Below are 20,426 nucleotides of genomic sequence, written 5' to 3' on the forward strand. Positions count from 1 at the left end.
CAATGCCGGCCATGCCCTTCGAGACGCCGGCTTGTCGCCGGCTCCTCAGGGCGAGATCATGGCTGGAATGCCGGCGGAGCCCCCTATCACTCTGTCCGTCACCCCCGCATTTATTGCGGGGGTCCAGACCTCCGCTTACTGAAACTCTGTCGAGTAAGCTGAACCCTGGATTCCCGGCACAAGGCCGGGAATGACGACGGGAAATGAGGCGGCCTTTCCCCCTCACCCAGCTCCGCCTAATTCGCTTTCGCTCACAAGGCTGCGCAACCCTCTCCCTCCAGGGGAGAGGGAAGTAAGAGGGGCAACTTTGTAACCCTCTCCCCTCGCGGGAGAGGGTGGTGAGCGTCAGCGAACCGGGTGAGGGGGAATTAATCTATTTCTTCCGCTTGTCACGGAAGCGCTTGGCGGCGCCTGCAAGGTCCGTCTGCTTGCCGCGCGCGACCGACAGCGCGTCCGCCGGCACATCCTTGGTGATGGTGCTGCCCGCCGCCACCATGGCGCCGTCGCCCACACTCACCGGGGCGACCAGCGCCGAGTTGGAGCCGATGAAGACCCCCTCCCCGATCTCCGTGCGGTGCTTGGCGAATCCGTCATAATTGCAGGTGATGGTCCCCGCGCCAATATTGCTGCCGGCACCGACCGAGGCATCGCCCAGATAGGTCAGGTGATTGGCCTTCGCCCCCTTGCCGAGGCTGGCATTCTTCACCTCGACGAAATTCCCGACATGGGCATCCGGTCCGATAACCGCCCCTGGCCGCAGCCGCGCATAGGGGCCGACCACCGCGCCGCTCTCCACCCTTGCCCCTTCCAGATGGCTGAAGGCGCGGATTTCGACCGTGTCCGAGACCTCCACACCCGGCCCGAACACGCAGAACGGCCCGATGGTCACGTCGCGGCCCAGCTTCGTGTCCCAGCACAGATGCACGCTGTCCGGGTCAGCCAGGGTGGCGCCATTCTCCATTGCCCGGCGGCGCAGCGCCTGCTGCGCGATCTTCTCCGCCACCGCAAGGTCCATGCGGGTGTCGATACCCATCACTTCCGACTCTGGGCATTCGACCACGGCGCAGGAATGCCCCCGCGCCCGCGCCGCCGCGATGATGTCGGTCAGGTAATATTCGCCCTTGGCATTGTCGTTGCCGATGGCGCGCAGCAACTCCCGCAACAGGGCTGCATCGATGGCCATATAGCCGCCATTACAGAGGCTTATGGCGCGTTCCTCTGGTGATGCTTCGGCGAATTCCACGATCCGCTCCAGCCCGCCGGCGGCATCCGTGACCAGCCGCCCATAGCGTGCCGGATCGGCCGGACGGAAGCCGACCACCACCACGGCGGCCCCGACCTCGCGCTTTGCCAGCATGGCACGCAGCGTCGCCTCGGAGACGAAAGGATCGCCGCCGGCCAGCGTCAAGACGGTGCCCCGGTTGAACCCTTCCAATGCCGGCAGCGCCGCCATCACCGCATGGCCGGTGCCCAAAGGCGGATCCTGCAGGGCGGTCGCGTGCGGCGTCACGGCTTTAGCCACCGCCTCGCCCTCCTGCCCCGTCACCACAACGATCCGGGCCGGCTCCAGCGCCTCCACTGTCGCCAGCAGATGACGGATCATCGGCCGCCCGGCGATGGGGTGCAGCACCTTCGGCAGGTCCGACTTCATCCGCGTGCCCTTGCCGGCGGCAAGGATCACGGCAGCGACAGACTGGCTCGGCTGGTAATCGCTCATCGTCAAAGACCTTGGATCATCGGGACTTCCGGTTCTATCGTTGCGCGCCTTCCACAGCAACATCCTTGAGTATTCCCATGTCCCGCACCACCCTCGCCTTCGACCTCGACGGCACGCTGATCGACAGCGCGCCCGACCTTTGCGCTGCGCTGAACCGGCTGCTGGCGGAGCTGGACCGTCCGGCGGTCACGCTGGCACAGGTGAAGGGCTTCATCGGCGACGGCGTGCGGCTGCTGGTGGGCCGGGCGCTCGCCGCGACCGGTGATGAGGCGCCGGAAGAAGAAACCGTCCGCTATATTGCGCGGTTTCTGGAGATTTACGAGGCGATCCCGGCCACACCGGCGCAGCTCTATCCCGGCGTGGCCGAGACGCTGGCGCGGCTGAAGGCGGAGGGGTTCCGGCTGGGCCTCTGCACCAACAAGCCGCAGCAGGCAACCGAAACCCTGCTGCCGCAGCTTGGACTACAGGGGCTGTTCGATTGCGTTGTCGGCGGCGATGCTCTGCCAGTGCGCAAGCCCGATGCCGGGCATCTGCAGGCCGTACTGGAGCGGCTGGGCGGCACGCGGGCCAGCAGCGCGATGATCGGCGACAATGAGAATGACGCCGCCGTCGCGGTGGGCTGCGGCGTGCCCTTCATCGCCATGGCCTATGGCTATCCGCGGGTGCCGGTGGCGGAGCTGGGCGCCGCGCTGGTGCTGGAGCGTTTCGCCGACCTGCCGGAGGCGCTGATAACCCTCGGTTAGGCCGCCTCGTCCAGCAGCGCCATCACCTTCTCGGCAATCGCCAGCGAGGAGGTCACCCCCGGCGATTCGATACCATAGAGCGCAATGTGGTTGGCGATGCCGTGATCCCGCGGCCCCTGGATCATGAAGTCCTTCGCCGGCTCGCCCGGCGCCTGGATCTTCGGGCGGATGCCGGCATAGCCCGGTTGCAGCGCCCCATCCGGCAAGCCGGGCCAGTATTTCCGCACGGCGGCGTAGAATTTCTCCGCCCGGCCCGGGTCGACATCGTAATCGATACCATCGATCCATTCGACATCAGGCCCGAAACGGCATTGTCCGCCCAGATCCAGCGTCACATGAACGCCGAGGCCGGCCTGTTCCGGTGCCGGGTAGATCAGCCGCTTGAACGGCGTTTTCACGCCGGACAGGGTGTAGTAATTGCCCTTGCAGAAATAGGCGGGCGGCACGGTCTCCGCCGGGATGCCTTCGATGGCACGGCCCAGCGCCTGCGCGTACAGCCCCGCCGCATTCACCAGAATATCGCAGGACAGCGCCATCGGGCTGTCGCCACCGGTCTCGATCTCGAAACTGCCATTTCCTCTGACCCGGCCCGACAGGACCGGCGTGTGGAAGGCCAGCATCGCGCCGCGATCTTCCGCCTCGCCCTGCAGCGCCAGCATGTAGGAATGGCTGTCCAGAATACCGGTCGAGGGCGAAATCAGCGCGCCGACACTCTCCACCGCCGGCTCCAGCGCCTTCACCTGCGCCGGTGTCAGCCATTCCAGGTCCGGCACGCCATTGGCCGCCGCGCGCTGTTTGATCTGTTCCAGCGCCGGCATCTGGTCGTCCGAGGTGGCGACGATCAGCTTGCCCAGCCTGCTGTGCGGCACGCCCCGGCTTTCCATGAAATCATAGAGCAGATGCTTGCCGCGCACGCACAGTTCTGCCTTCAGGCTGCCCGGCGGATAATAGATGCCGGCATGCACCACCTCGGAATGGCGGGAACTGGTCTCGGTGCCGATGGCCTCGGCCTTTTCCAGCACGATCACCTCGTGGCCGGACATCGCCAGCGCCCGCCCGACGGCGAGCCCAACGACACCGGCGCCGACGACGATGCATTCAACATGATCGCTCATCGCGCCGCTCCCCCGCTTCGCCGGGAGTAATTGCCGCGTTTCCGCAGCTTCGCTACTGTCGTTGGAATACAAGCAAGGGTCACTGTCGATGCCACTCGATATCGTTCACTCGGTATGCCCGCACGACTGCCCCAGCACCTGCGCGCTGGAGGTCGAGCGGCTGGATGCCCACACCATCGGACGGGTGCGGGGCGCGCAGGACAATAGCTACACCGCCGGAGTCGTCTGCGCCAAGACCGCAAGATATGCAGAACGCGTGCATCATCCAGACCGGCTGGCGAAACCGCTGCGCCGCACCGGCGAAAAGGGCAGCGGAAACTGGCAGGAAATCAGCTGGGAAGACGCGCTGGACGAGATCGCCGATGCCTTCCTGAAGGCCGCCCAGCGCCACGGCAGCGAGACGGTCTGGCCGTTCTACTATGCCGGCACGATGGGGCTGGTGCAGCGCGACGGCATCAACCGGCTGCGCCATGTCATGCGCTATTCCGGCCAGCATTCGACTTATTGCAACGCTCTCTCAGACGCCGGCTGGCTGGCCGGCACCGGCCGCAAGGGCGGACCGGATTCGCGGGAGATGTCCGAAAGCGACCTGATCGTCATCTGGGGCGGCAATCCGGTGCATACCCAGGTCAATGTGATGACCCATGTGACCCGCGCCCGCAAGGAACGTGGTGCGAAGCTGGCGGTCATCGATACCTACCGCACCGCGACCGCCGAGCAGGCCGATATCTTCCTGTGCGTGAACCCCGGCACCGATGCGGCGCTGGCCTGCGGCATCATGCAGGTGCTGTTCGCCGAAGGCTTCGCCGACCGCGACTATCTCGCCCGCTATACCGATGTGCCGGCGGAACTGGAAGCCCATCTGGCCCGCCGCACGCCGGAATGGGCGGCGGCGATCTGCGGCGTACCGGCGGAGAATATCCGCGCCTTTGCAAGGCTCTACGGGGCAACGCCGCGCAGCTACATCCGCGCCGGCTATGGCTTCACCCGCAGCCGCAACGGCGCGGCGCAGATGCATGCCGTCACCTGCCTGCCGGCGATCACCGGCGCCTGGCAGCATAAGGGCGGCGGCGCGCTCTATGGGCAGAGCGCCATCTACCGCTGGGACAAGAGCCTGATCGAGGGACTGGACCGGATCGACCGGTCGGTGCGGGTGCTGGACCAGTCGCAGATCGGCCGGGTGCTCACCGGCGATGCGGAGGCCCTGCGGAACGGCCCGCCGGTGACGGCGCTGCTGATCCAGAATACCAACCCCGCCACGGTGGCGCCGGAAAGCTTGCTGGTGAACAAGGGCCTTCGCCGCGCCGACCTGTTCACCGTGGTGCATGAACAGTTCATGACCGAGACCGCGCAGTTGGCCGATATCGTACTGCCAGCCACGACGTTCCTGGAGCATGACGATCTCTACCAGGCCAGCGCGCACTCCTACATCCAGATCGGCCGCAAGGCGATCGAGCCTTATGCCGAGGCGCGAGAAAACCACTGGGTGATCTGCGAACTGGCGAAAAGGCTGGGCGCCGAGCATCCCGGCTTCGGCATGAGCGCCTGGGAGATGCTGGATGCCACCCTGCGCGCCTCCGGGTGGCCGGACGCGGAAACCGTCTGGCAGAAACACTGGCACGACGCCATCGGCGATTTCGAGACCATGCATTTCCGCAATGGCTTCGGCCATCCCGATGGCAAGTTTCGCTTCCGGCCAGACTGGACGGCGATGGGCCCGCACCATGCCGGCCTGCCCGCCCTGCCCGACCATTGCGGGCTGATCGACAGTGCGACGGCGGACCGGCCCTTCCGGCTGGTCACCGCACCGGCCCGCAACTTCCTGAACACCAGCTTCACCGAAACACCGACCAGCACGAAGCGCGAGGGCCGGCCGACCCTGATGATCCATCCCGGCGATATGGCCGCGCTTGACCTGTCGGATGGCCAGCTGGTGCGGATCGGCAATGACCGCGCCAGCGTCGCCCTGCATGCAAAGCCGTTCGACGGGGTGAACCGGGGCACGCTGATCTGCGAGAGCGTCTGGCCGAACCATGCCTTTGTGGAGGGGGTGGGCATCAACGCGCTGGTCAGCGCCGATCCGGGCGGGCCGAATGGCGGTGCCGTGTTCCATGATACGTCGGTGTGGCTAAGAGCCGCAGAGTAACTGATCGCTTGCACACAAACACAACCCAAAGTATGAAGATAACATAACGACAACGAGATTTAGTCGCGCCATGTCGCTTGCCGAGTCCACGCCCCTGCCTGAAGAAGACAGCTGGCCACCCGCCAAACCGGCCCATGTCATCGTGGTCGGAAATGAGAAAGGCGGCTCCGGCAAGTCCACCACGGCCATGCACATCATCGTGTCGCTGCTGCGCGACGGTTATGAGGTCGGCACGCTGGATCTGGACGCCCGCCAGGGCACGCTGACGCGCTATATCAACAACCGGCGCCGGTCTGCCGCCGCCGGGGAACCGCTGCCCCTGCCCCGCCACCAGTTCCTGCAGCCCAGCGAACTGCCGACGCGCGCGGAGGCCGAGGCGGAGGACAGGGACCGGTTCGACCAGCTCTATGCCGAAATGCGCGTGCTGTGCGACTTCGTCGTGATCGATACGCCGGGTGCGAACACCTATCTCGGCCGTCTCGCGCATTCCCATGCCGACACGCTGGTCACGCCGATGAATGACAGCTTCCTCGATCTCGACATGCTGGCGACAGTCGATGCCACCGGCCGCAATGTCGAGAAACTGTCGGTCTACAGCGAGATGGTGTTCGAGCAGCGCAAGGCGCGCATGCAGCGTGACCGCAGCTCCATCGACTGGGTGGTGGTGCGCAACCGGCTGTCCAACCTGAATGCCCGCAACAAGCAGGACATCGCCGATGTGATGAACGCGCTGACCCGGCGCGTCGGCTTCCGCATGGCGCCAGGCATCAGCGAGCGCGTGATCTACCGCGAGCTGTTCCCGCGCGGGCTGACCATGCTGGACCTGCTGGAAGCCGGCGAAAGCGCCAGCATGTCGCATGTCGCCGCCCGGCAGGAAGTCCGTGCCCTGGTCGAGGCGCTGGCCCTGCCGGAGCGCCAGCCCAAGCAGCAGCGCCGCGCCGCCGAGTAACCTTCTGCCTGCCGGCTGATCGGGCTGGAAGTTTGCCCTGCCACACCAACATAATGGGAAGCGGATTTCCCGTTGGAATGGCGGAGCTTCATGGTTTCCGACAAGACGAAACTGCCCGGCACGGGCACCAGGACGCTGTCCAGCCAGTCGCAGGTAGAGGCCTTCCTGCAACGGCTCGCGGCCACCCCGAAGCCGGTGCCGCAGGGTCGGCGCGGGCGACTGATCTTCGCCATGGACGCCACCGCAAGCCGCCAGCCGAGCTGGGATACCGCCTGCCAGATCCAGGGCGAGATGTTCCGCGAAACGGCCGCGCTCGGCGGACTCGATATCCAGCTCGCCTATTATCGCGGCTTCCATGAATTTGACGCCAGCCCGTGGCTGTCCGACGCCGAGGCGCTGCTGGGCCGGATGACGGCGGTGCAGTGCCGCGGCGGGCAGACCCAGATCGGCCGGCTGCTGCAGCACACGATTGCGGAAACCCGGCAGAACAAGGTGCAGGCGCTGGTCTTCGTCGGCGACTGTTTCGAGGAGGATATCGACCGCGTCTGCCAGGTCGCCGGGGAGCTGGGCCTGCTGGGGGTGCCCGCCTTCCTGTTCCACGAAGGCGGAGAGCCCGTCGCGCGCCGCGCCTTCGAGGAAATCGCCCGGCTGACCAAGGGCGCCTATTGCCCGTTCGACGCCTCCAGCGCGCAGCAGCTCCGCGACCTCTTGTCCGCTGTCGCGGTCTATGCGGCGGGCGGCTATCGGGCGCTGGAATCCTACGGCAAGCGCAAGGGCGGGGCCGCGCTGATGCTGACAAGCCGGCTGGGACAGGCGTAAAACCGGGCGATGCCATATCTCATTCTCGGCCTCGCCCTGCTGCTCGGACTGCTGCTGGCCGCACGCTGGCTGGCCAGTGCCGAACCGAAGAAGGTTGCCAGCGCGCTGAAATGGTCCGCTGCCGTTCTGCTGGTCGCCGCTGTCGGCATCCTGTTCGTACGCGGGCAGCTGGGCTATCTGATCGCCCTCGCCGGCGGCCTGATCCCCTTCATCCTGCGCTGGCGCGGCATCCTGCAATCGGTACGGAATGCCGCCAAGGCGGCGCAGGGTCCAACACGGGGCCAAAGCTCGGAGATCGTCACCCGGCTGCTGTCCATGCGCCTCGACCATGACAGCGGCGAAATGCATGGCCATGTCCTGGAAGGTCCGTTCCGCAACCGCTCGCTGGACACGCTGAGCGACGCCGAAATGGCCGCGCTGCTGAGCGAGTGCCATGGCGCCGACGCGCAATCCGCACAGGTGCTGGAAGCCTATCTCGACCGGATGCGCGGCCCGGACTGGCGCGAGAGCTTTGGGGCAGAAACCGCGTCGGAAGAGCCCCGACAGCCAGCTGGCGGATCGATGACAACCGACCAGGCCCGCGAGATTCTGGGGGTCGGACCCGACGCCACGCCGCAGGAGATCCGCGAGGCCCACCGCCGGCTGATGCTGGCGAACCACCCGGACCATGGCGGCTCCACCTACCTCGCCGCGCAGATCAACCGCGCCAAGGACGTGCTGCTGGGGAAGAAGTAGCGGGACTTAGATCCGCCGTCTTCGGCCTTTTTATCCCTCCCCGTCACCCCCGCACTTGTTGCGGGGGTCCAGGCTTCCGCTCGCTGGATCGTCGGTCGAGTAAGCTGAACCCTGGATTCCCCAAACGCCCATGGGGGACAAGCCCGGGAATAACGACCGAGTTTTAGCGTCGTCCCCCGCTTACGCGATGATGTCGGGCAGCAGCTCGGATTCCACGCGGGCGATCAGGTCCTTCAGGATCAGCTTGCGCTTCTTCAGGCGCTGCAGCTTGATCTGGTCGAACGGTACCTGCTCGGACAGGCGGGCGATCACCTCGTCGAGATCCCGGTGCTCGGTGCGCAGCTCTTCGAGCCGCTCCTTCAGGCGATCTTCGTCTTCGCTCATGGCTGGCGTAATCCAAATCGGTGCCGGCGGCGGCGTCCCCCCTGTCGCCGCGGCCCTACTTTCTGCTTTATTGCCAGACTCCTGACCGCAGGAAAAGGGTAAGCTTCGACGCATGAGCAAGAAACATATCGGTATCCTGACCAGCGGCGGCGATTGCGCCGGCCTCAATGCCTGCATCCGCGCCGTCACGCTGCATGCCTGCCTTGGCCAGGGCTGGCGCGTGACCGGCATCCGCTATGGCACAGCCGGCCTGATGCAGACACCGCCACAGACAGTGGAACTGACCCCCGAGCTGTTCGACACCAGCTATCTGCGCCGCGCCGGCACGCTGCTGGGGTCGGTTAACACCGGCAATCCCTTCGCCTTCCCGATGCCGGATGGCAGCCGTAAGGACCGCTCGGAGGAGGTGATCGCCGGCTATCGCTCGCTGGGGCTGGACGCGCTGATTGGCATCGGCGGCGATGGCAGCCTCGCCATCCTGCGCCGGCTGGCGCAGCAGGGCGGCATTCCGCTCGTTGGCATCCCCAAGACCATCGACAATGACGTGGCGCAGACCGAGAACGCGCTGGGCTATGCGACGGCCGTGCAGGTCGCCATCGAGGCGCTGGACCGGCTGCAGCCGACGGCGGCCAGCCATGACCGCGTGATGGTGCTGGAGGTGATGGGCCGCGATGCCGGCCATATCGCGCTGAATGCCGGCATTTCCGGCGGGGCTGACGTGATCCTGATCCCGGAAATCCCCTACAGCGCCGAAAAGGTGGCGGAAAAGGTGAAGGCGGTACGGGCCGCCGGGCGCAACTTCGCCCTCATCATCGTCGCCGAGGCGGTCCGGACCGAAGACGGAACCGCCATCATGCAGACCCATGGAAGCGGCGAAACCCGCTATGGCGGTATCGGCCAGTATATCGGTGAGGCGGTGGAACGGCTGACCGGGGCAGAGGTGCGCGTGACCGTGCTGGGCCATGTGCAGCGCGGCGCCGAGGCGGTGCCGCAGGACCGGCTGCTGGCCAGCGTGTTCGGCGCGCATGCGGTGGATATGGTGGCCGCCGACCGGTTCGACCGCATGGTCGCCTGGCAGAACCGCCAGACGGTGGAAGTGCCGCTCACCGAGATCGTGGACAAGTCGCACCGCGTCGATCCCGAGGGGGTGATGGTGGAAACCGCCCGGCAGCTCGGCATCTCCTTCGGGGACTAGCCATGCCTCCGGCGCCCTCGCCTTCAGCCCCTGACTTCTGGTCCTTCTCGCTGGATTTCTATGGCCGGCCCGGCGTGGCAGAGACCTGCCTTGCGCTGCAGGACAGCCACGGGCTGGATGTGAATCTGGTGCTTTATTGCTGCTGGCGCGGCGATACCCTGAGCGCGGCACAGATTCAGACCGCCATCGACCTGACCGCCCCCTGGCGTGCGGACATGGTGCAGCCCCTGCGCGCCCTGCGCCGCCGGTTGAAACCCGGCTTCCCGCCCTTCCCCGATGCCGGAGTACAGGACCTACGCAAGCGCATCGCCGATGCCGAGCTGGAGGCCGAGAGGCTGCAACAGCAGGCACTGGACGCGCTGGCGCGGCAGGACGGGCCCGTTCCCCCGCCCGCCCGGCGGGCTGCCGTGGCCAACTTGCGGCTTCTGGCGGCACTTTGCGATGTGGAAGACAGCGCCAGCCAGCTCGACCAGCTGGCCAGCCATCTCGACTGACCGATGATATTTGTTCTGTTTTTGTTCTTTTCATGCTAGAGCTACCCGTCCGATAATCCCGGACGAGATGCCCCATGCTGCCGCGCACGCCTTATCTGAAATGGCTGTTTCTCGACCTGAACGCCTATTTCGCCAGCGTCGAGCAGCAGGCGGAGCAAAGGCTGCGCGGCCGCCCGGTCGGCGTGCTGCCGCTGAAGTCGGAGACCACCTGCATCATTGCCGCCAGCTATGAAGCCAAGGCCCGCGGCGTGAAGACCGGCACCCCGGTGTGGGAGGCGCGCCGGCTGTGCCCCGGCATCGTGCTGGTGCCGGCCCGGCATGAACTCTATGTCGAGTACCATCATCTGATCCTGAAGGAGATCAACAACCACATCCCGGTTTCCAGCGTCGGCTCCATCGACGAGATGGCCTGCGAGCTGCTGGGCGATGAGCGCGAACCGGAAAAGGCCGTCGCTCTCGCCCGCCGGCTGAAGCGCGGCATCCTGGACAATGTCGGCGAATGCCTGCGCTGCTCCATCGGCATCGCGACCAGCCACTTCGCCGCCAAGGTCGCCAGCGACATGCAGAAGCCGGACGGGCTGGTGGTAGTGCGGCCGGGGGAACTGCCGGACCGCTTCTTCAATCTGGACCTGCGCGACCTTGCCGGCATCGGCCCGAACATGGAACGCCGGCTGAATGCCGCCGGGGTGTATTCGGTGCGCGACCTCGCGGCATTGCAGCCCAAGCATGCCCGGAAAATCTGGGGCAGCGTGGCCGGCGAGCGGTTCTGGTACGGGTTGCACGGCGTCGATATTCCGGAAGCCCCGCCAGCGGCGAAGCGGACGATCGGGCACAGCCGCATCCTGCCGCCCGCCATGCGCGCGCCGGACGAGGCACGGCAGGTCGCTAGGCGGCTGCTGGCCAAGGCAGCCGGACGGCTGCGGCGCTACGGGCTGACCGCCTCGGCGCTGGCCTGCTCGGCGCGGCTGGAAACCGGGTTGCGCTGGGCGGGAGAGATGCGGCTGGTGGAAGCGACGCAGGACAGTTTCGCCCTGCTGGCCGCGTTCGAGGCGCTGTGGCGCGAGTATCGCCCGGTCGGCGGCAGCGGGCTGGTGAAGAAGGTCTCGGTCACGCTGCTGGGGCTGGCGCCGGTCGAGCAGCAGGCGCCCGACCTCTTCGCCGCCGCCGAGCCCGGCCGCCAGCACCGCCAGAATCTCCGCGGCAAGCTGGCCGGCGCGCTGGACAGGCTGAACGGCAAATACGGCTCCGACACCGTCACGCTGGGGCTGCTGCCCAAGGTCGGGCTGGAATATGCCGGCGCCAAGGTGGCCTTCACCCGTATTCCCGAGCGGGAGGAATTCAGCGAGTGACGGCTTAAATCTTGTAGGCGACGCGCACCCCGCCCCAGTGCCGGCCGCGCACGAAGATCGGCGCCGAACAATCCTTCATCATCGCGAACTGCCCGCCGCCCATGTCGCGGCGATAGGTCTGCAGCAGGAAGGGCGTGGTGCTGCGCCCGGCCGCCAGCCCCACCCGGTCGTTAAACATCCGCCGGTTGCGGCAGTTGGCGGCGTTCCAGACCGGATCGCTGCCTTGCGGCTGCGAGAACTTGTTGTTGTGCGTCGGCAGGTAGCCATTCTCGTCAACGCTGGCACAGAACACGATGCGGCTGTCGCGCGCCGCCACCGGCTCCTGGATTGGTGGCAGCACCTTGTCGGTGAACAGGGTGAAGCGCGTCATGAACTGCTGCGGATTGCTGCCGGCGACCGGCTTGTAGTCGCGGTCGAACAGATCGGCCTCGGTAACCGTACCGGCGGCGATGCCGGCCTCGAACGCCTCGCCGATCCGCCGCGCCGCTTCCTTCGCCATGTCGATGAAAGGCGTATCCAGCGTCTCAATGCCGGCCCCGGCGGTAATGGCGATCAGGCTTTCGGTCACGGTCACCAGCTTGTCGATCCGTTCCCGCGCCTTGGTGAGGTCGTGGCTGGAATGCTCGACATCCTCCGCCATCTCGTCGATGGCGGAAAGGAACTTCCCACAACGCTCATCGATCTCCCCGGCCGAGGCTGTGATGACGGCCGTTTCGTTGCCAACGCTGGAGATCGCCTCGCCCACCCCGGCCATGACATGGCCGATGGAGGACGCCCCCTCCCGCACCGCATCGGCCTTGGAGGCCGCCGATTCGCTGCGCTGGATCAGCTGGTCGGATTCCATCGCCAGCTGCGTGAGGGTGAGGTTGATATCCTGCGTCGCCGCCGCCGTCTGCCCGGCCAGCTGCTTCACCTCGGCGGCGACCACCGCGAACCCCTTGCCGGCATCGCCGGCCCGCGCTGCCTCGATGGAGGCGTTCAGCGCCAGCAGATTGGTCTGCTTGGCGATGGTCGCGATCTCCTGCGCCACGGTGCCGACCTTGGCCAGCGCCTCGCGCAGCCCATCCACCTGGGCATGGATTTCCGCCACCGCCGAGACCAGGTCCTGAATATCGTTGATGGATGTGCCGATCCGGTCACGCGACTCGGCGATCTGCCGCGAGGCCCCGTCAGTGACCTCCGAAACCGTGCGCGCGACCGCCGCAACCTGCTGGTTCTGCGCCGCCATCTCGGCGGCTGTCTTCCGGATATCGACGAAGACTTCCGCCTCGCGCTGCACGCGGCCATCGACATCGCCGACAGCACCCGAGATATCGGCGATCTCAATTCCCAGATCGCCCACCTGTTCGGCGATCTTCTGCAGCGCATCGCGTTCGACGCGGGCTGCTTTGCCTTGATGATCGTCCATCAAGGCCACTCCCTCTCCTTCGACTGCACTCATCTTCCCTGTCGCCCCGATTTTTTTGTTTTGGGGCATCAAGAATAACAGAGAAATGTTAATAAAGTGTCAGCCGAATATAAGACATACCCGCCGCTCCCGGCAGCCCGCTCAAGTTGTCAGGAGTGTTATCAAGTAGATAATCAGAAAGACGGCGGCTCCATGCCGACAGCCCGCAGTGCCTCGCCCAGCGCCTGCTTCAGCCGGGCCAGCCCGGCCTCATCCTTCGCCTCGCAGCGCGCGACCAGGACGTCCTGTGTGTTGGAGGCGCGCAGCAGCCACCAGCCATCCGCGGTCTTCACACGCACGCCATCGACATCGTTCACTTCGACGCCGGGGCGGCCCTTCAGCCATTCCTTCACTTCGCCCGCGACCTTGAATTTCCGCTCTTCGGCGCAGGGGAAGCGCAGCTCCGGCGTGTTCACCATCTCCGGCAGCGTGTCGCGCATCTCGGCCAGGCTCTGATCGCCATTGGCGAGGATCTCGATCAGCCGGATCGCGGCATAAAGCGCATCGTCGAAGCCGTAATAGGTGTCGGCGTAGAAGATATGGCCGCTCATCTCGCCGGCCAGCGGCGACTTCACTTCCTTCATCTTGGTCTTGATGAGGGAATGGCCGGTGCGCCACATCAGCGGCTCGCCGCCGGCCTTGGCGATCTCGTCATACAGCGCCTGGCTGGCCTTCACATCGGCGATGATAGTGGCGCCGGGCCGTTCGGCCAGCATGGCGCGGGCCAGCACGATCATCAGCTGGTCGCCCCACAGGATGCGACCCTTGCCGTCAATCACGCCGATGCGGTCGCCATCGCCATCCAGCGCGATACCGAGGTCGGCCTTGTGCTCGGCCACCGCCTCCATCAGCTGTTCCAGATTCTCCGGCACGGTCGGATCGGGATGGTGGTTCGGGAAGGTGCCGTCCACCTCGACATTCAGCAGCACATGGCTGGAGGGCAGGCGCATGCAGATTTCGTTCACCAGCGGACCGCCGGCACCATTGCCGCTGTCCCAGACGATCTTCAACTGCCTGCCTTCGCGGTAATCCCGCATCAGCCGGTCGGCGTAATCCTGCACGATGTCGTGCCGGCTGACCGCGCCCTGGCCGCTCTCGAAATCGCCGCTGGCCGCCAGCTTGCCCAGGCGCTGGATATCCGCGCCGAAGAACGGCTCGTGCCCCAGCATCATCTTGAAGCCGTTATAGTCCGGCGGATTGTGCGAGCCGGTCAGCATGATGCCGCCATCGGCATGCAGGTGATAGACGGCGAAATACAGCATCGGCGTCGGCCCGAGACCGATGCGGCGCACATCCACGCCGCTGGCCGCCAGACCCTCGACAAGGGCGGCTTCCAGCATCGGCGAACTGAGGCGCCCGTCATAGCCGACCGCGACCGACTTGCCACCCTTGCGCCGGACCAGCGTGCCGAAGCACCGGCCGATGGCGCGCGCATCCTCGGCGGAGAGCGTCTTGCCGACGATTCCGCGGATATCGTACTCGCGCAGGATGGTGGGGTCGAAGCGGTGTCCGGTCGCGTCAGCCGTATCGGTCATGAAGGCGTGCCTTCCTTTTTCTTTATTTTTCAAAGCCGGGCGTGGGGCGCCCGACGCAAGTATAGCGGAAACCGGCCTCGGCCATATCCTTCGGCTCATAGATATTGCGCAGGTCGATCATGACCGGCCGGGCGAGCGACTGTTTCATACGCTCAACGGACAGGCCGCGGAACTCGTTCCACTCGGTCAGCACCACCGCCGCGTCGGCCCCGTCCATCGCCTCGTAGGCGCCCTCGCACCAGGCGACACCCTCGATATGGCGCGCCGCCTCCTCCATGCCGACCGGATCATAGGCGCGGACCGTCGCCCCCGCCGCGATCAGCGCCGGCAGGATCACAAGGCTGGGCGCGTCGCGCATATCGTCAGTGTTCGGCTTGAAGGTGACACCCAGCACGGCGATGGTCTTGCCGGCGACGGAACCATCCATGAAGGCAACGATCTTGTCGGCCATCTGCCGCTTGCGCCGGTCATTGATGTCCACCACCGTCTCGACGATGCGCAGCGGGCTGCCGGCCTCCTGCGCGGTGCGCACCAGCGCCAGCGTATCCTTGGGAAAGCAGGAGCCGCCATAGCCCGGCCCCGGATGCAGGAACTTGCGCCCGATGCGCCCGTCCAGGCCGATTCCCTTGGCAACATCGTGCACATCTGCGCCCAGCTTCTCGCACAGATCGGCGATCTCGTTGATGAAGGTGATCTTGGTGGCGAGGAAGGTATTGGCCGCGTATTTGATCATCTCGCTGGTCTCCAGCGAGGTCATGACGATGGGCGTCTCGATCAGGAACAGCGGCCGGTACAGCTCGCGCATCACCGCCTGAGCCCTCGGGCTTTCGGCGCCGATGACCACGCGGTCCGGCCGCATGAAGTCGCCAATGGCCGCCCCTTCGCGCAGGAATTCCGGGTTGGAGGCGACATCGAAATCGGCATCCGGCCTTGTCTCCCGGATGATCCGCTCGACCTCGCGCCCGGTGCCGACCGGCACGGTGGACTTCGTGACCACCACCGTGTAGCCGTCCATCGCCTCGGCGATTTCCTTGGCGGCAGCATAGACATAGCTGAGGTCGGCATGGCCATCGCCGCGCCGGCTGGGCGTGCCGACCGCGATGAAGACGGCATCCGCCGCCGCCACCGCCGGTTTCAGCTCGGTTCCGAAGCTGAGCCGCCCGGCCTTCACATTGCCGGCGACCAGCGTATCCAGCCCCGGCTCGTAGATCGGCATCTCGCCCTGCAGCAGCCGGTCGATCTTGCCCTTGTCCTTATCGACGCAGGTGACGTCGAAACCGAACTCCGCAAAGCAGGCCCCCGAGACCAGGCCGACATAGCCTGTGCCGATTATCGCGACGCGCATGCCGTATTCTCCTGGCTCTCAAGCAAACCGGGTTTAGCGGTAGTTCTTCAGGATCTCGCGCAGATCGCCGGCCATGTCCTCGCGCTCCAGACCGAAGGCGATGTTCGCCTCCAGGAAGCCGATCTTGCTGCCGCAATCGAAGCGTTGGCCATCGAAGCGCAGCCCGTGGAACGGATGTTCGCCGATCATATCCGCCATCGCGTCGGTCAGCTGGATTTCTCCGCCCGCGCCCTTCTGCCCCTTCGCCAGATGCTTGAACACATCGGGCTGCAGGATGTAGCGGCCGATGACGGCCAGGGTGGACGGCGCCTTGTCCGGTTCCGGCTTCTCGACCAGCCCCTTCACCTCGACCAGCCGGCCATCGGCGCTGGTCTCGCCGGGAGAGACCACGCCATAGGCCTTGGTCTGCTCCTTCGGCACATCCATGACCGCCAGGATGTTGCCGCCGGTCTCGTGATAGGCCTCGACCATCTGGGCAAGGCAGGATTCCTCGGCGAGGATCAGATCGTCGGCCAGCAGCACGGCAACCGGCTCGTCATCATCGACCAGCGTGCGCGCGCACCAGACGGCATGGCCCAGGCCCATCGGCTCCTGCTGGCGCAGATAGGCAACCTGGCCGGGACGCATCAGCATATCGTCCAGCAGCTTCAGTTCCTTCTCCTTGCCACGCTCGCGCAGAGAATCTTCCAACTCGTAGGAATGGTCGAAATGATCCTCGATGGCGCCCTTGCCGCGCCCGGTCACGAAGATGAACTCCTCGATACCGGCGGCGCGCGCCTCGTCCACCGCGTACTGGATCAGCGGACGATCCACGACGGGCAGCATCTCCTTCGGCATCGCCTTCGTCGCCGGCAAGAAACGGGTTCCCAGACCACCGACCGGGAAGATTGCCTTGCGCACGGGTTTTGCCATTGGATACTCCTAATGTTGCTGTACGGGCTTGTTGCAGTGCAAACGCGCGGAGGCGGAAAGACGTTCCGAAGCAAAGGCCATAATTAAGGTAATTCGATACCTTGAACGGCAAGCCTGCTGCTTTCCCCCGACCCTCCTTCAACTGCGCCAACTGGCCCGAAATTGGCCCTCTATGTGCCACAGACCGGGGGCATGAAGCAACCGCCGCCCCGGAACCGGACCCTTCGCACCTGCGCACTTGCCAGCCCCTTGGCACCCCCTATAATGCCGCGCTTTCCCGTTTCGCGGGCCGCAGCCGGCCCGTGCAGACCCCACCCTGAAGAGGGAGCCTGCAGGGCGTGACGAAAGCAGACGACAAGCCGGCGGTCGGCATCATCATGGGCAGCCAGTCCGACTGGCCGACCATGCGCCATGCCTCGGAGATTCTGGAGCGGCTGGGCGTGCCCCACGAATGCCGCATCGTCTCCGCGCACCGCACCCCGAAACGGCTGGTGGAGTATGCCGAGACAGCGCGGGCACGCGGGCTGAAGGCGGTGATCGCCGGAGCCGGCGGTGCGGCGCACCTGCCCGGCATGGTTGCCTCCATGACGGCGCTGCCGGTGTTCGGCGTACCCATCGAGAGCAAGGCGCTGTCCGGCATGGACAGCCTGCTGTCCATCGTGCAGATGCCCGGTGGTGTGCCGGTCGGCACGCTGGCGATCGGCAAGGCCGGCGCCATCAATGCGGCGCTGATCGCGGCTTCCGTCATTGCCCACCTGGACCCGAAAGTGGCCGCAGCGCTGGACGCGTTCCGCGCCGAACAGACCGACAAGGTCGCCGAGATTCCCAGCGACGAAGCATAAGATCATGGCAGGCAAGGACATTATCGCCCCCGGCGCCACCATCGGCATGCTGGGCGGCGGGCAGTTGGGGCGGATGACAGCACTGGCCGCCGCCAATCTGGGCTACAAGGTGCATGTGCTGACACCCGAGCAGGACAGCCCGGCCAGTCAGGTTTGTGCCGCCACCACCATTGCCGACTATACCGACCGGGCCGCGCTGGAAGCCTTCGCGGCCTCCATCGATGTGGTGACCTACGAGTTCGAGAATGTCCCGGTCGAGGCCGCGGAGTTCCTAATGGAGAGGGTGCCGGTCCGCCCCGGCCCGGAAGCGCTGCGCGTCGCGCAGGACCGGCTGCGCGAGAAGGAGTTCGCCGCCAATCTGGGTATCGGCACGGCCCCGTTCCGCGCCGTGGGCGCCGCCGACGAGCTGGCCTCCGCCATTGCCGCCATCGGCACGCCTTCTGTGCTGAAGACGCGGCGCATGGGCTATGACGGCAAGGGCCAGACGAAGATCCTGCCCGGCACCAATCCGGATGACGCCTGGGCGGCCATCGGCGGCCAGCCGGCGATCCTGGAAGGGTTCGTCAGTTTCCACATGGAAATCTCGGTCATCGTGGCGCGCGGGCTGGACGGCCAGACGCTGTGCTATCCGCCGGTCGAGAACCGCCATGTGAACCACATCCTCGACACCACCATCGTCCCGGCGCCAATCCCGCCCGCGCTCGTCGCCGAAGCGGAGGAGATCGCCCGCAAGATGGCCGAGGCGCTGGACCTGGTCGGGTTGCTGGCGGTCGAGATGTTCGTCACGGAAGACGGTCGCGTGCTGATGAACGAGATTGCACCTCGGCCGCACAATTCCGGCCACTGGACGATGGATGCCTGCGTGACCAGCCAGTTCGAGCAGATGGTGCGCGCGGTGTGCGGCCTGCCGCTGGGATCGGTCGAACGCTATGGCGATGCCGAAATGAAGAACCTGATCGGCGACGAAGCCCATGACTGGCTGGAGATTCTGCGCGACCCCGCCGCGAAGCTGCATCTCTACGGCAAGGCGGAAGCCCGCCCCGGCCGCAAGATGGGCCATGTGAACCGCATCGTGCGGAAGTAGCGGCTTCGCGGCCTTCTTTCTCCTTCGTCATGGTCGGACTTGATCCGACCATCAATTTACCGAGCAAACCGCACAGCCAGATGGGCCCTCGGGTCAAGCCCGAGGGTGACGAAGAGAAAATTCGGAAGCTTTACCGGCTTTCCGGAAGTAGCACCTACTCCGCCGCCCTGGCCGCGTCCTCCGGGTCCGGGCGCTTCTCGCGCATGGTGACGAACTCCTCCGCCGCCGTCGGGTGGATACCGATGGTGGCGTCGAAATCCGCCTTGGTCGCGCCCGCCTTAACGGCGATGCCGATGCCCTGCACGATCTCCGGCGCGTCGGCGCCGACCATATGACAGCCAACCACCCGGCCACTGCCGGCATCGACCACCAGCTTCATCATGGTGCGCTCGTCGCGGCCCGAGAGCGTGTGCTTCATCGGCTTGAAGCGCGAGACATAGACATCGACCTTGTCATAGGTCAGGCGCGCCTGTTCCTCGCTCAACCCGACCGTGGAGACCGGCGGCTGGCTGAACACGGCGGCCGGCACGTTGGTGTGGTCCACCTTGCGCGGCTTGCCGCCGAACACCGTATCGGCGAAGGCATGCCCCTCAGCGATGGCGACCGGGGTCAGCGCGATGCGGTCGGTCACGTCACCCACGGCATAGATATTCTCCACCGTGGTGCGGGAATATTCGTCCACCGCGATGGCGCCGGCCTTGTTCAGATGCACGCCAACTTCCTCCAGCCCGATGCCCTTGGTGTTGGGCGCGCGGCCAGTGGCGTACATCACCGCATCGCAGGCGATGGTCTCGCCGCTGTCGGTCAGCAGGCTGAGCCCGTCCTTCGTCTTCTCGATGCTGCGGATGTTGGTGTTCGGCACCAGCGTAATGCCCTGCTTGGTCAGTTCCTCAGTGAGCGCCACGCGCACATCCTCGTCAAAGCCGCGCAGCGGCAGGTCGCGGCGAATGACCAGTCGAACATCGGCGCCCAAGCCATTGAAGATGCCGGCAAACTCCACCGCGATATAACCGCCGCCGACGATGACGATGCGGCGCGGCAGCGCCATCATCTCCAGCGCCTCGTTGGAGGTGATGGCATGCTCGATGCCCGGAATATCGGGCATTTCCGGCCAACCGCCGGTGGCTACCAGAATCTTGTCGGCGGTATAGCGCTTGCCGGCCACCTCCACCGTGTGCGCGTCGATCAGCGTGCCGCGCCCGTCGATCAGCTCCACCCCGGCATCCTTCAGCAGCCGCAGATAGATGCCGTTCAGCCGGTCGATCTCGGTGTTCTTGCGCTCGATCAGCCGCGTCCAGTCATGCGCGCTCTCGCCGACGGTCCAGCCGAAGCCGGCGGCATCCTCAAAATCGCCGTGGAAATGCGAGGCATAGACCAGCAGCTTCTTCGGTACGCAGCCGCGGATGACGCAGGTGCCGCCGACCCGGTAATCCTCGCAAATCGCCACCCGCGCGCCGTGCCGCGCGGAAATCCGGCTGGCGCGCACGCCGCCAGACCCGGCGCCGATGACGAAGAGGTCGTAGTCGTAGCGGGTGCTGCCTTGGGCCTTGCTGTCCTCGGCCATGATCTTCCTTTCCGGCTGCCGCCAGCCGCTGTTCCGGTTTTCACCGATATA

Annotated in this window: 18 protein-coding genes; 10 read left to right on the forward strand and 8 right to left on the reverse strand. The window is 65.9% G+C overall.

The window, feature by feature from the left end:
- Window positions 1–373: 373 nt before the first annotated feature.
- Window positions 374–1,717 carry a bifunctional UDP-N-acetylglucosamine diphosphorylase/glucosamine-1-phosphate N-acetyltransferase GlmU gene (glmU, locus tag MK313_RS05170; RefSeq protein WP_287780350.1) on the reverse strand — a complete coding sequence of 448 codons (1,344 nt, stop codon included), beginning with the start codon at window positions 1,715–1,717 and terminating at the stop codon, window positions 374–376.
- A gap of 77 nt (window positions 1,718–1,794) precedes the next feature.
- Here glmU and gph point away from each other — a divergent pair, with 77 nt between their 5' ends.
- On the forward strand, window positions 1,795–2,460 hold the full coding sequence (gph, locus tag MK313_RS05175) for a phosphoglycolate phosphatase (RefSeq protein ID WP_287780351.1): 666 nt from the start codon (window positions 1,795–1,797) through the stop codon (window positions 2,458–2,460).
- On the opposite strand, the gene MK313_RS05180 is transcribed toward gph, so the two are convergent.
- Window positions 2,457–3,575, reverse strand: a complete 1,119-nt coding sequence (locus MK313_RS05180) for an NAD(P)/FAD-dependent oxidoreductase (RefSeq protein WP_287780352.1) — start codon at window positions 3,573–3,575, stop codon at window positions 2,457–2,459. The genes gph and MK313_RS05180 overlap by 4 nt on opposite strands.
- 88 nt (window positions 3,576–3,663) lie before the next feature.
- Here MK313_RS05180 and MK313_RS05185 point away from each other — a divergent pair, with 88 nt between their 5' ends.
- From MK313_RS05185 to MK313_RS05200, 4 genes are all read left to right on the forward strand, one after another.
- Window positions 3,664–5,721: a molybdopterin oxidoreductase family protein gene (locus tag MK313_RS05185; protein WP_287780353.1), complete on the forward strand. Its 2,058-nt coding sequence runs from the start codon at window positions 3,664–3,666 to the stop codon at window positions 5,719–5,721.
- Between the two features lie 70 nt (window positions 5,722–5,791).
- Entirely contained in the window at window positions 5,792–6,670 is an 879-nt protein-coding gene (locus MK313_RS05190; protein ID WP_008945325.1) for a division plane positioning ATPase MipZ, read from the forward strand.
- 90 nt (window positions 6,671–6,760) lie between these two features.
- Window positions 6,761–7,489, forward strand: a complete 729-nt coding sequence (locus tag MK313_RS05195; RefSeq protein WP_287780354.1) for a VWA domain-containing protein — start codon at window positions 6,761–6,763, stop codon at window positions 7,487–7,489.
- Between the two features lie 9 nt (window positions 7,490–7,498).
- On the forward strand, window positions 7,499–8,224 hold the full coding sequence (locus MK313_RS05200) for a DnaJ domain-containing protein (protein WP_287780355.1): 726 nt from the start codon (window positions 7,499–7,501) through the stop codon (window positions 8,222–8,224).
- A 180-nt stretch (window positions 8,225–8,404) separates the two neighbouring features.
- On the opposite strand, the gene MK313_RS05205 is transcribed toward MK313_RS05200, so the two are convergent.
- Complete coding sequence (locus MK313_RS05205) at window positions 8,405–8,608, reverse strand: YdcH family protein (RefSeq protein WP_008945328.1); 204 nt, start codon at window positions 8,606–8,608, stop codon at window positions 8,405–8,407.
- A gap of 112 nt (window positions 8,609–8,720) precedes the next feature.
- On the opposite strand from MK313_RS05205, the gene MK313_RS05210 reads away from it, so the two are divergent.
- The 3 genes from MK313_RS05210 to MK313_RS05220 all read left to right on the forward strand — a co-directional run bounded on the left by MK313_RS05210 (window position 8,721) and on the right by MK313_RS05220 (window position 11,646).
- A complete protein-coding gene (locus tag MK313_RS05210; RefSeq protein WP_287780356.1) occupies window positions 8,721–9,803 on the forward strand; it encodes an ATP-dependent 6-phosphofructokinase in 1,083 nt (360 codons plus the stop codon).
- A 2-nt stretch (window positions 9,804–9,805) separates the two neighbouring features.
- Window positions 9,806–10,297 (forward strand): TIGR02444 family protein, encoded by a 492-nt coding sequence (locus MK313_RS05215; RefSeq protein ID WP_287780357.1) that lies wholly within the window; start codon window positions 9,806–9,808, stop codon window positions 10,295–10,297.
- A gap of 74 nt (window positions 10,298–10,371) precedes the next feature.
- Window positions 10,372–11,646 (forward strand): Y-family DNA polymerase, encoded by a 1,275-nt coding sequence (locus MK313_RS05220; protein ID WP_287780358.1) that lies wholly within the window; start codon window positions 10,372–10,374, stop codon window positions 11,644–11,646.
- 4 nt (window positions 11,647–11,650) lie between these two features.
- Here the strand turns inward: MK313_RS05220 and MK313_RS05225 are convergent, their stop codons facing one another.
- The 4 genes from MK313_RS05225 to galU form a co-directional block, all read right to left on the reverse strand.
- The gene (locus MK313_RS05225) at window positions 11,651–13,054 is read right to left on the reverse strand and encodes a methyl-accepting chemotaxis protein (RefSeq protein WP_008945332.1); all 1,404 of its coding nucleotides are present in this window, start codon (window positions 13,052–13,054) and stop codon (window positions 11,651–11,653) included.
- Between the two features lie 173 nt (window positions 13,055–13,227).
- Window positions 13,228–14,628 carry a phosphoglucomutase/phosphomannomutase PgmG gene (gene pgmG, locus MK313_RS05230; RefSeq protein WP_008945333.1) on the reverse strand — a complete coding sequence of 467 codons (1,401 nt, stop codon included), beginning with the start codon at window positions 14,626–14,628 and terminating at the stop codon, window positions 13,228–13,230.
- Between the two features lie 22 nt (window positions 14,629–14,650).
- Entirely contained in the window at window positions 14,651–15,973 is a 1,323-nt protein-coding gene (locus MK313_RS05235; protein ID WP_008945334.1) for a UDP-glucose dehydrogenase family protein, read from the reverse strand.
- 33 nt (window positions 15,974–16,006) lie between these two features.
- Window positions 16,007–16,885, reverse strand: a complete 879-nt coding sequence (galU, locus tag MK313_RS05240) for a UTP--glucose-1-phosphate uridylyltransferase GalU (RefSeq protein WP_008945335.1) — start codon at window positions 16,883–16,885, stop codon at window positions 16,007–16,009.
- 377 nt (window positions 16,886–17,262) lie between these two features.
- Here galU and purE point away from each other — a divergent pair, with 377 nt between their 5' ends.
- A complete protein-coding gene (gene purE, locus MK313_RS05245) occupies window positions 17,263–17,727 on the forward strand; it encodes a 5-(carboxyamino)imidazole ribonucleotide mutase (protein ID WP_287780396.1) in 465 nt (154 codons plus the stop codon).
- A 4-nt stretch (window positions 17,728–17,731) separates the two neighbouring features.
- Window positions 17,732–18,811: a 5-(carboxyamino)imidazole ribonucleotide synthase gene (locus tag MK313_RS05250; RefSeq protein ID WP_287780359.1), complete on the forward strand. Its 1,080-nt coding sequence runs from the start codon at window positions 17,732–17,734 to the stop codon at window positions 18,809–18,811.
- Window positions 18,812–18,965: 154 nt separating this feature from the next.
- Here MK313_RS05250 and gor read toward each other — a convergent pair whose 3' ends face one another.
- Window positions 18,966–20,375: a glutathione-disulfide reductase gene (gene gor / locus MK313_RS05255; RefSeq protein ID WP_287780360.1), complete on the reverse strand. Its 1,410-nt coding sequence runs from the start codon at window positions 20,373–20,375 to the stop codon at window positions 18,966–18,968.
- Window positions 20,376–20,426 lie beyond the last annotated feature (51 nt).

The organism is Oceanibaculum sp. (assembly GCF_022449305.1).
GTDB classification, from domain to species: Bacteria; Pseudomonadota; Alphaproteobacteria; order Oceanibaculales; family Oceanibaculaceae; genus Oceanibaculum; species Oceanibaculum indicum.

Bases quoted from the DNA above. Each gene is read 5' to 3' on its own strand.
- purE (WP_287780396.1), top strand. From the start codon at position 17,263: ATGGGCAGCCAGTCCGACTGGCCGACCATGCGCCATGCCTCGGAGATT.
- glmU (WP_287780350.1), bottom strand. From the start codon at position 1,717: ATGAGCGATTACCAGCCGAGCCAGTCTGTCGCTGCCGTGATCCTTGCC.
- MK313_RS05200 (WP_287780355.1), top strand. From the start codon at position 7,499: ATGCCATATCTCATTCTCGGCCTCGCCCTGCTGCTCGGACTGCTGCTG.
- MK313_RS05185 (WP_287780353.1), top strand. From the start codon at position 3,664: ATGCCACTCGATATCGTTCACTCGGTATGCCCGCACGACTGCCCCAGC.
- MK313_RS05195 (WP_287780354.1), top strand. From the start codon at position 6,761: ATGGTTTCCGACAAGACGAAACTGCCCGGCACGGGCACCAGGACGCTG.
- gph (WP_287780351.1), top strand. From the start codon at position 1,795: ATGTCCCGCACCACCCTCGCCTTCGACCTCGACGGCACGCTGATCGAC.
- galU (WP_008945335.1), bottom strand. From the start codon at position 16,885: ATGGCAAAACCCGTGCGCAAGGCAATCTTCCCGGTCGGTGGTCTGGGA.
- MK313_RS05180 (WP_287780352.1), bottom strand. From the start codon at position 3,575: ATGAGCGATCATGTTGAATGCATCGTCGTCGGCGCCGGTGTCGTTGGG.
- MK313_RS05225 (WP_008945332.1), bottom strand. From the start codon at position 13,054: ATGGACGATCATCAAGGCAAAGCAGCCCGCGTCGAACGCGATGCGCTG.
- MK313_RS05190 (WP_008945325.1), top strand. From the start codon at position 5,792: ATGTCGCTTGCCGAGTCCACGCCCCTGCCTGAAGAAGACAGCTGGCCA.
- gor (WP_287780360.1), bottom strand. From the start codon at position 20,375: ATGGCCGAGGACAGCAAGGCCCAAGGCAGCACCCGCTACGACTACGAC.
- MK313_RS05205 (WP_008945328.1), bottom strand. From the start codon at position 8,608: ATGAGCGAAGACGAAGATCGCCTGAAGGAGCGGCTCGAAGAGCTGCGC.
- pgmG (WP_008945333.1), bottom strand. From the start codon at position 14,628: ATGACCGATACGGCTGACGCGACCGGACACCGCTTCGACCCCACCATC.
- MK313_RS05250 (WP_287780359.1), top strand. From the start codon at position 17,732: ATGGCAGGCAAGGACATTATCGCCCCCGGCGCCACCATCGGCATGCTG.
- MK313_RS05210 (WP_287780356.1), top strand. From the start codon at position 8,721: ATGAGCAAGAAACATATCGGTATCCTGACCAGCGGCGGCGATTGCGCC.
- MK313_RS05235 (WP_008945334.1), bottom strand. From the start codon at position 15,973: ATGCGCGTCGCGATAATCGGCACAGGCTATGTCGGCCTGGTCTCGGGG.
- MK313_RS05215 (WP_287780357.1), top strand. From the start codon at position 9,806: ATGCCTCCGGCGCCCTCGCCTTCAGCCCCTGACTTCTGGTCCTTCTCG.
- MK313_RS05220 (WP_287780358.1), top strand. From the start codon at position 10,372: ATGCTGCCGCGCACGCCTTATCTGAAATGGCTGTTTCTCGACCTGAAC.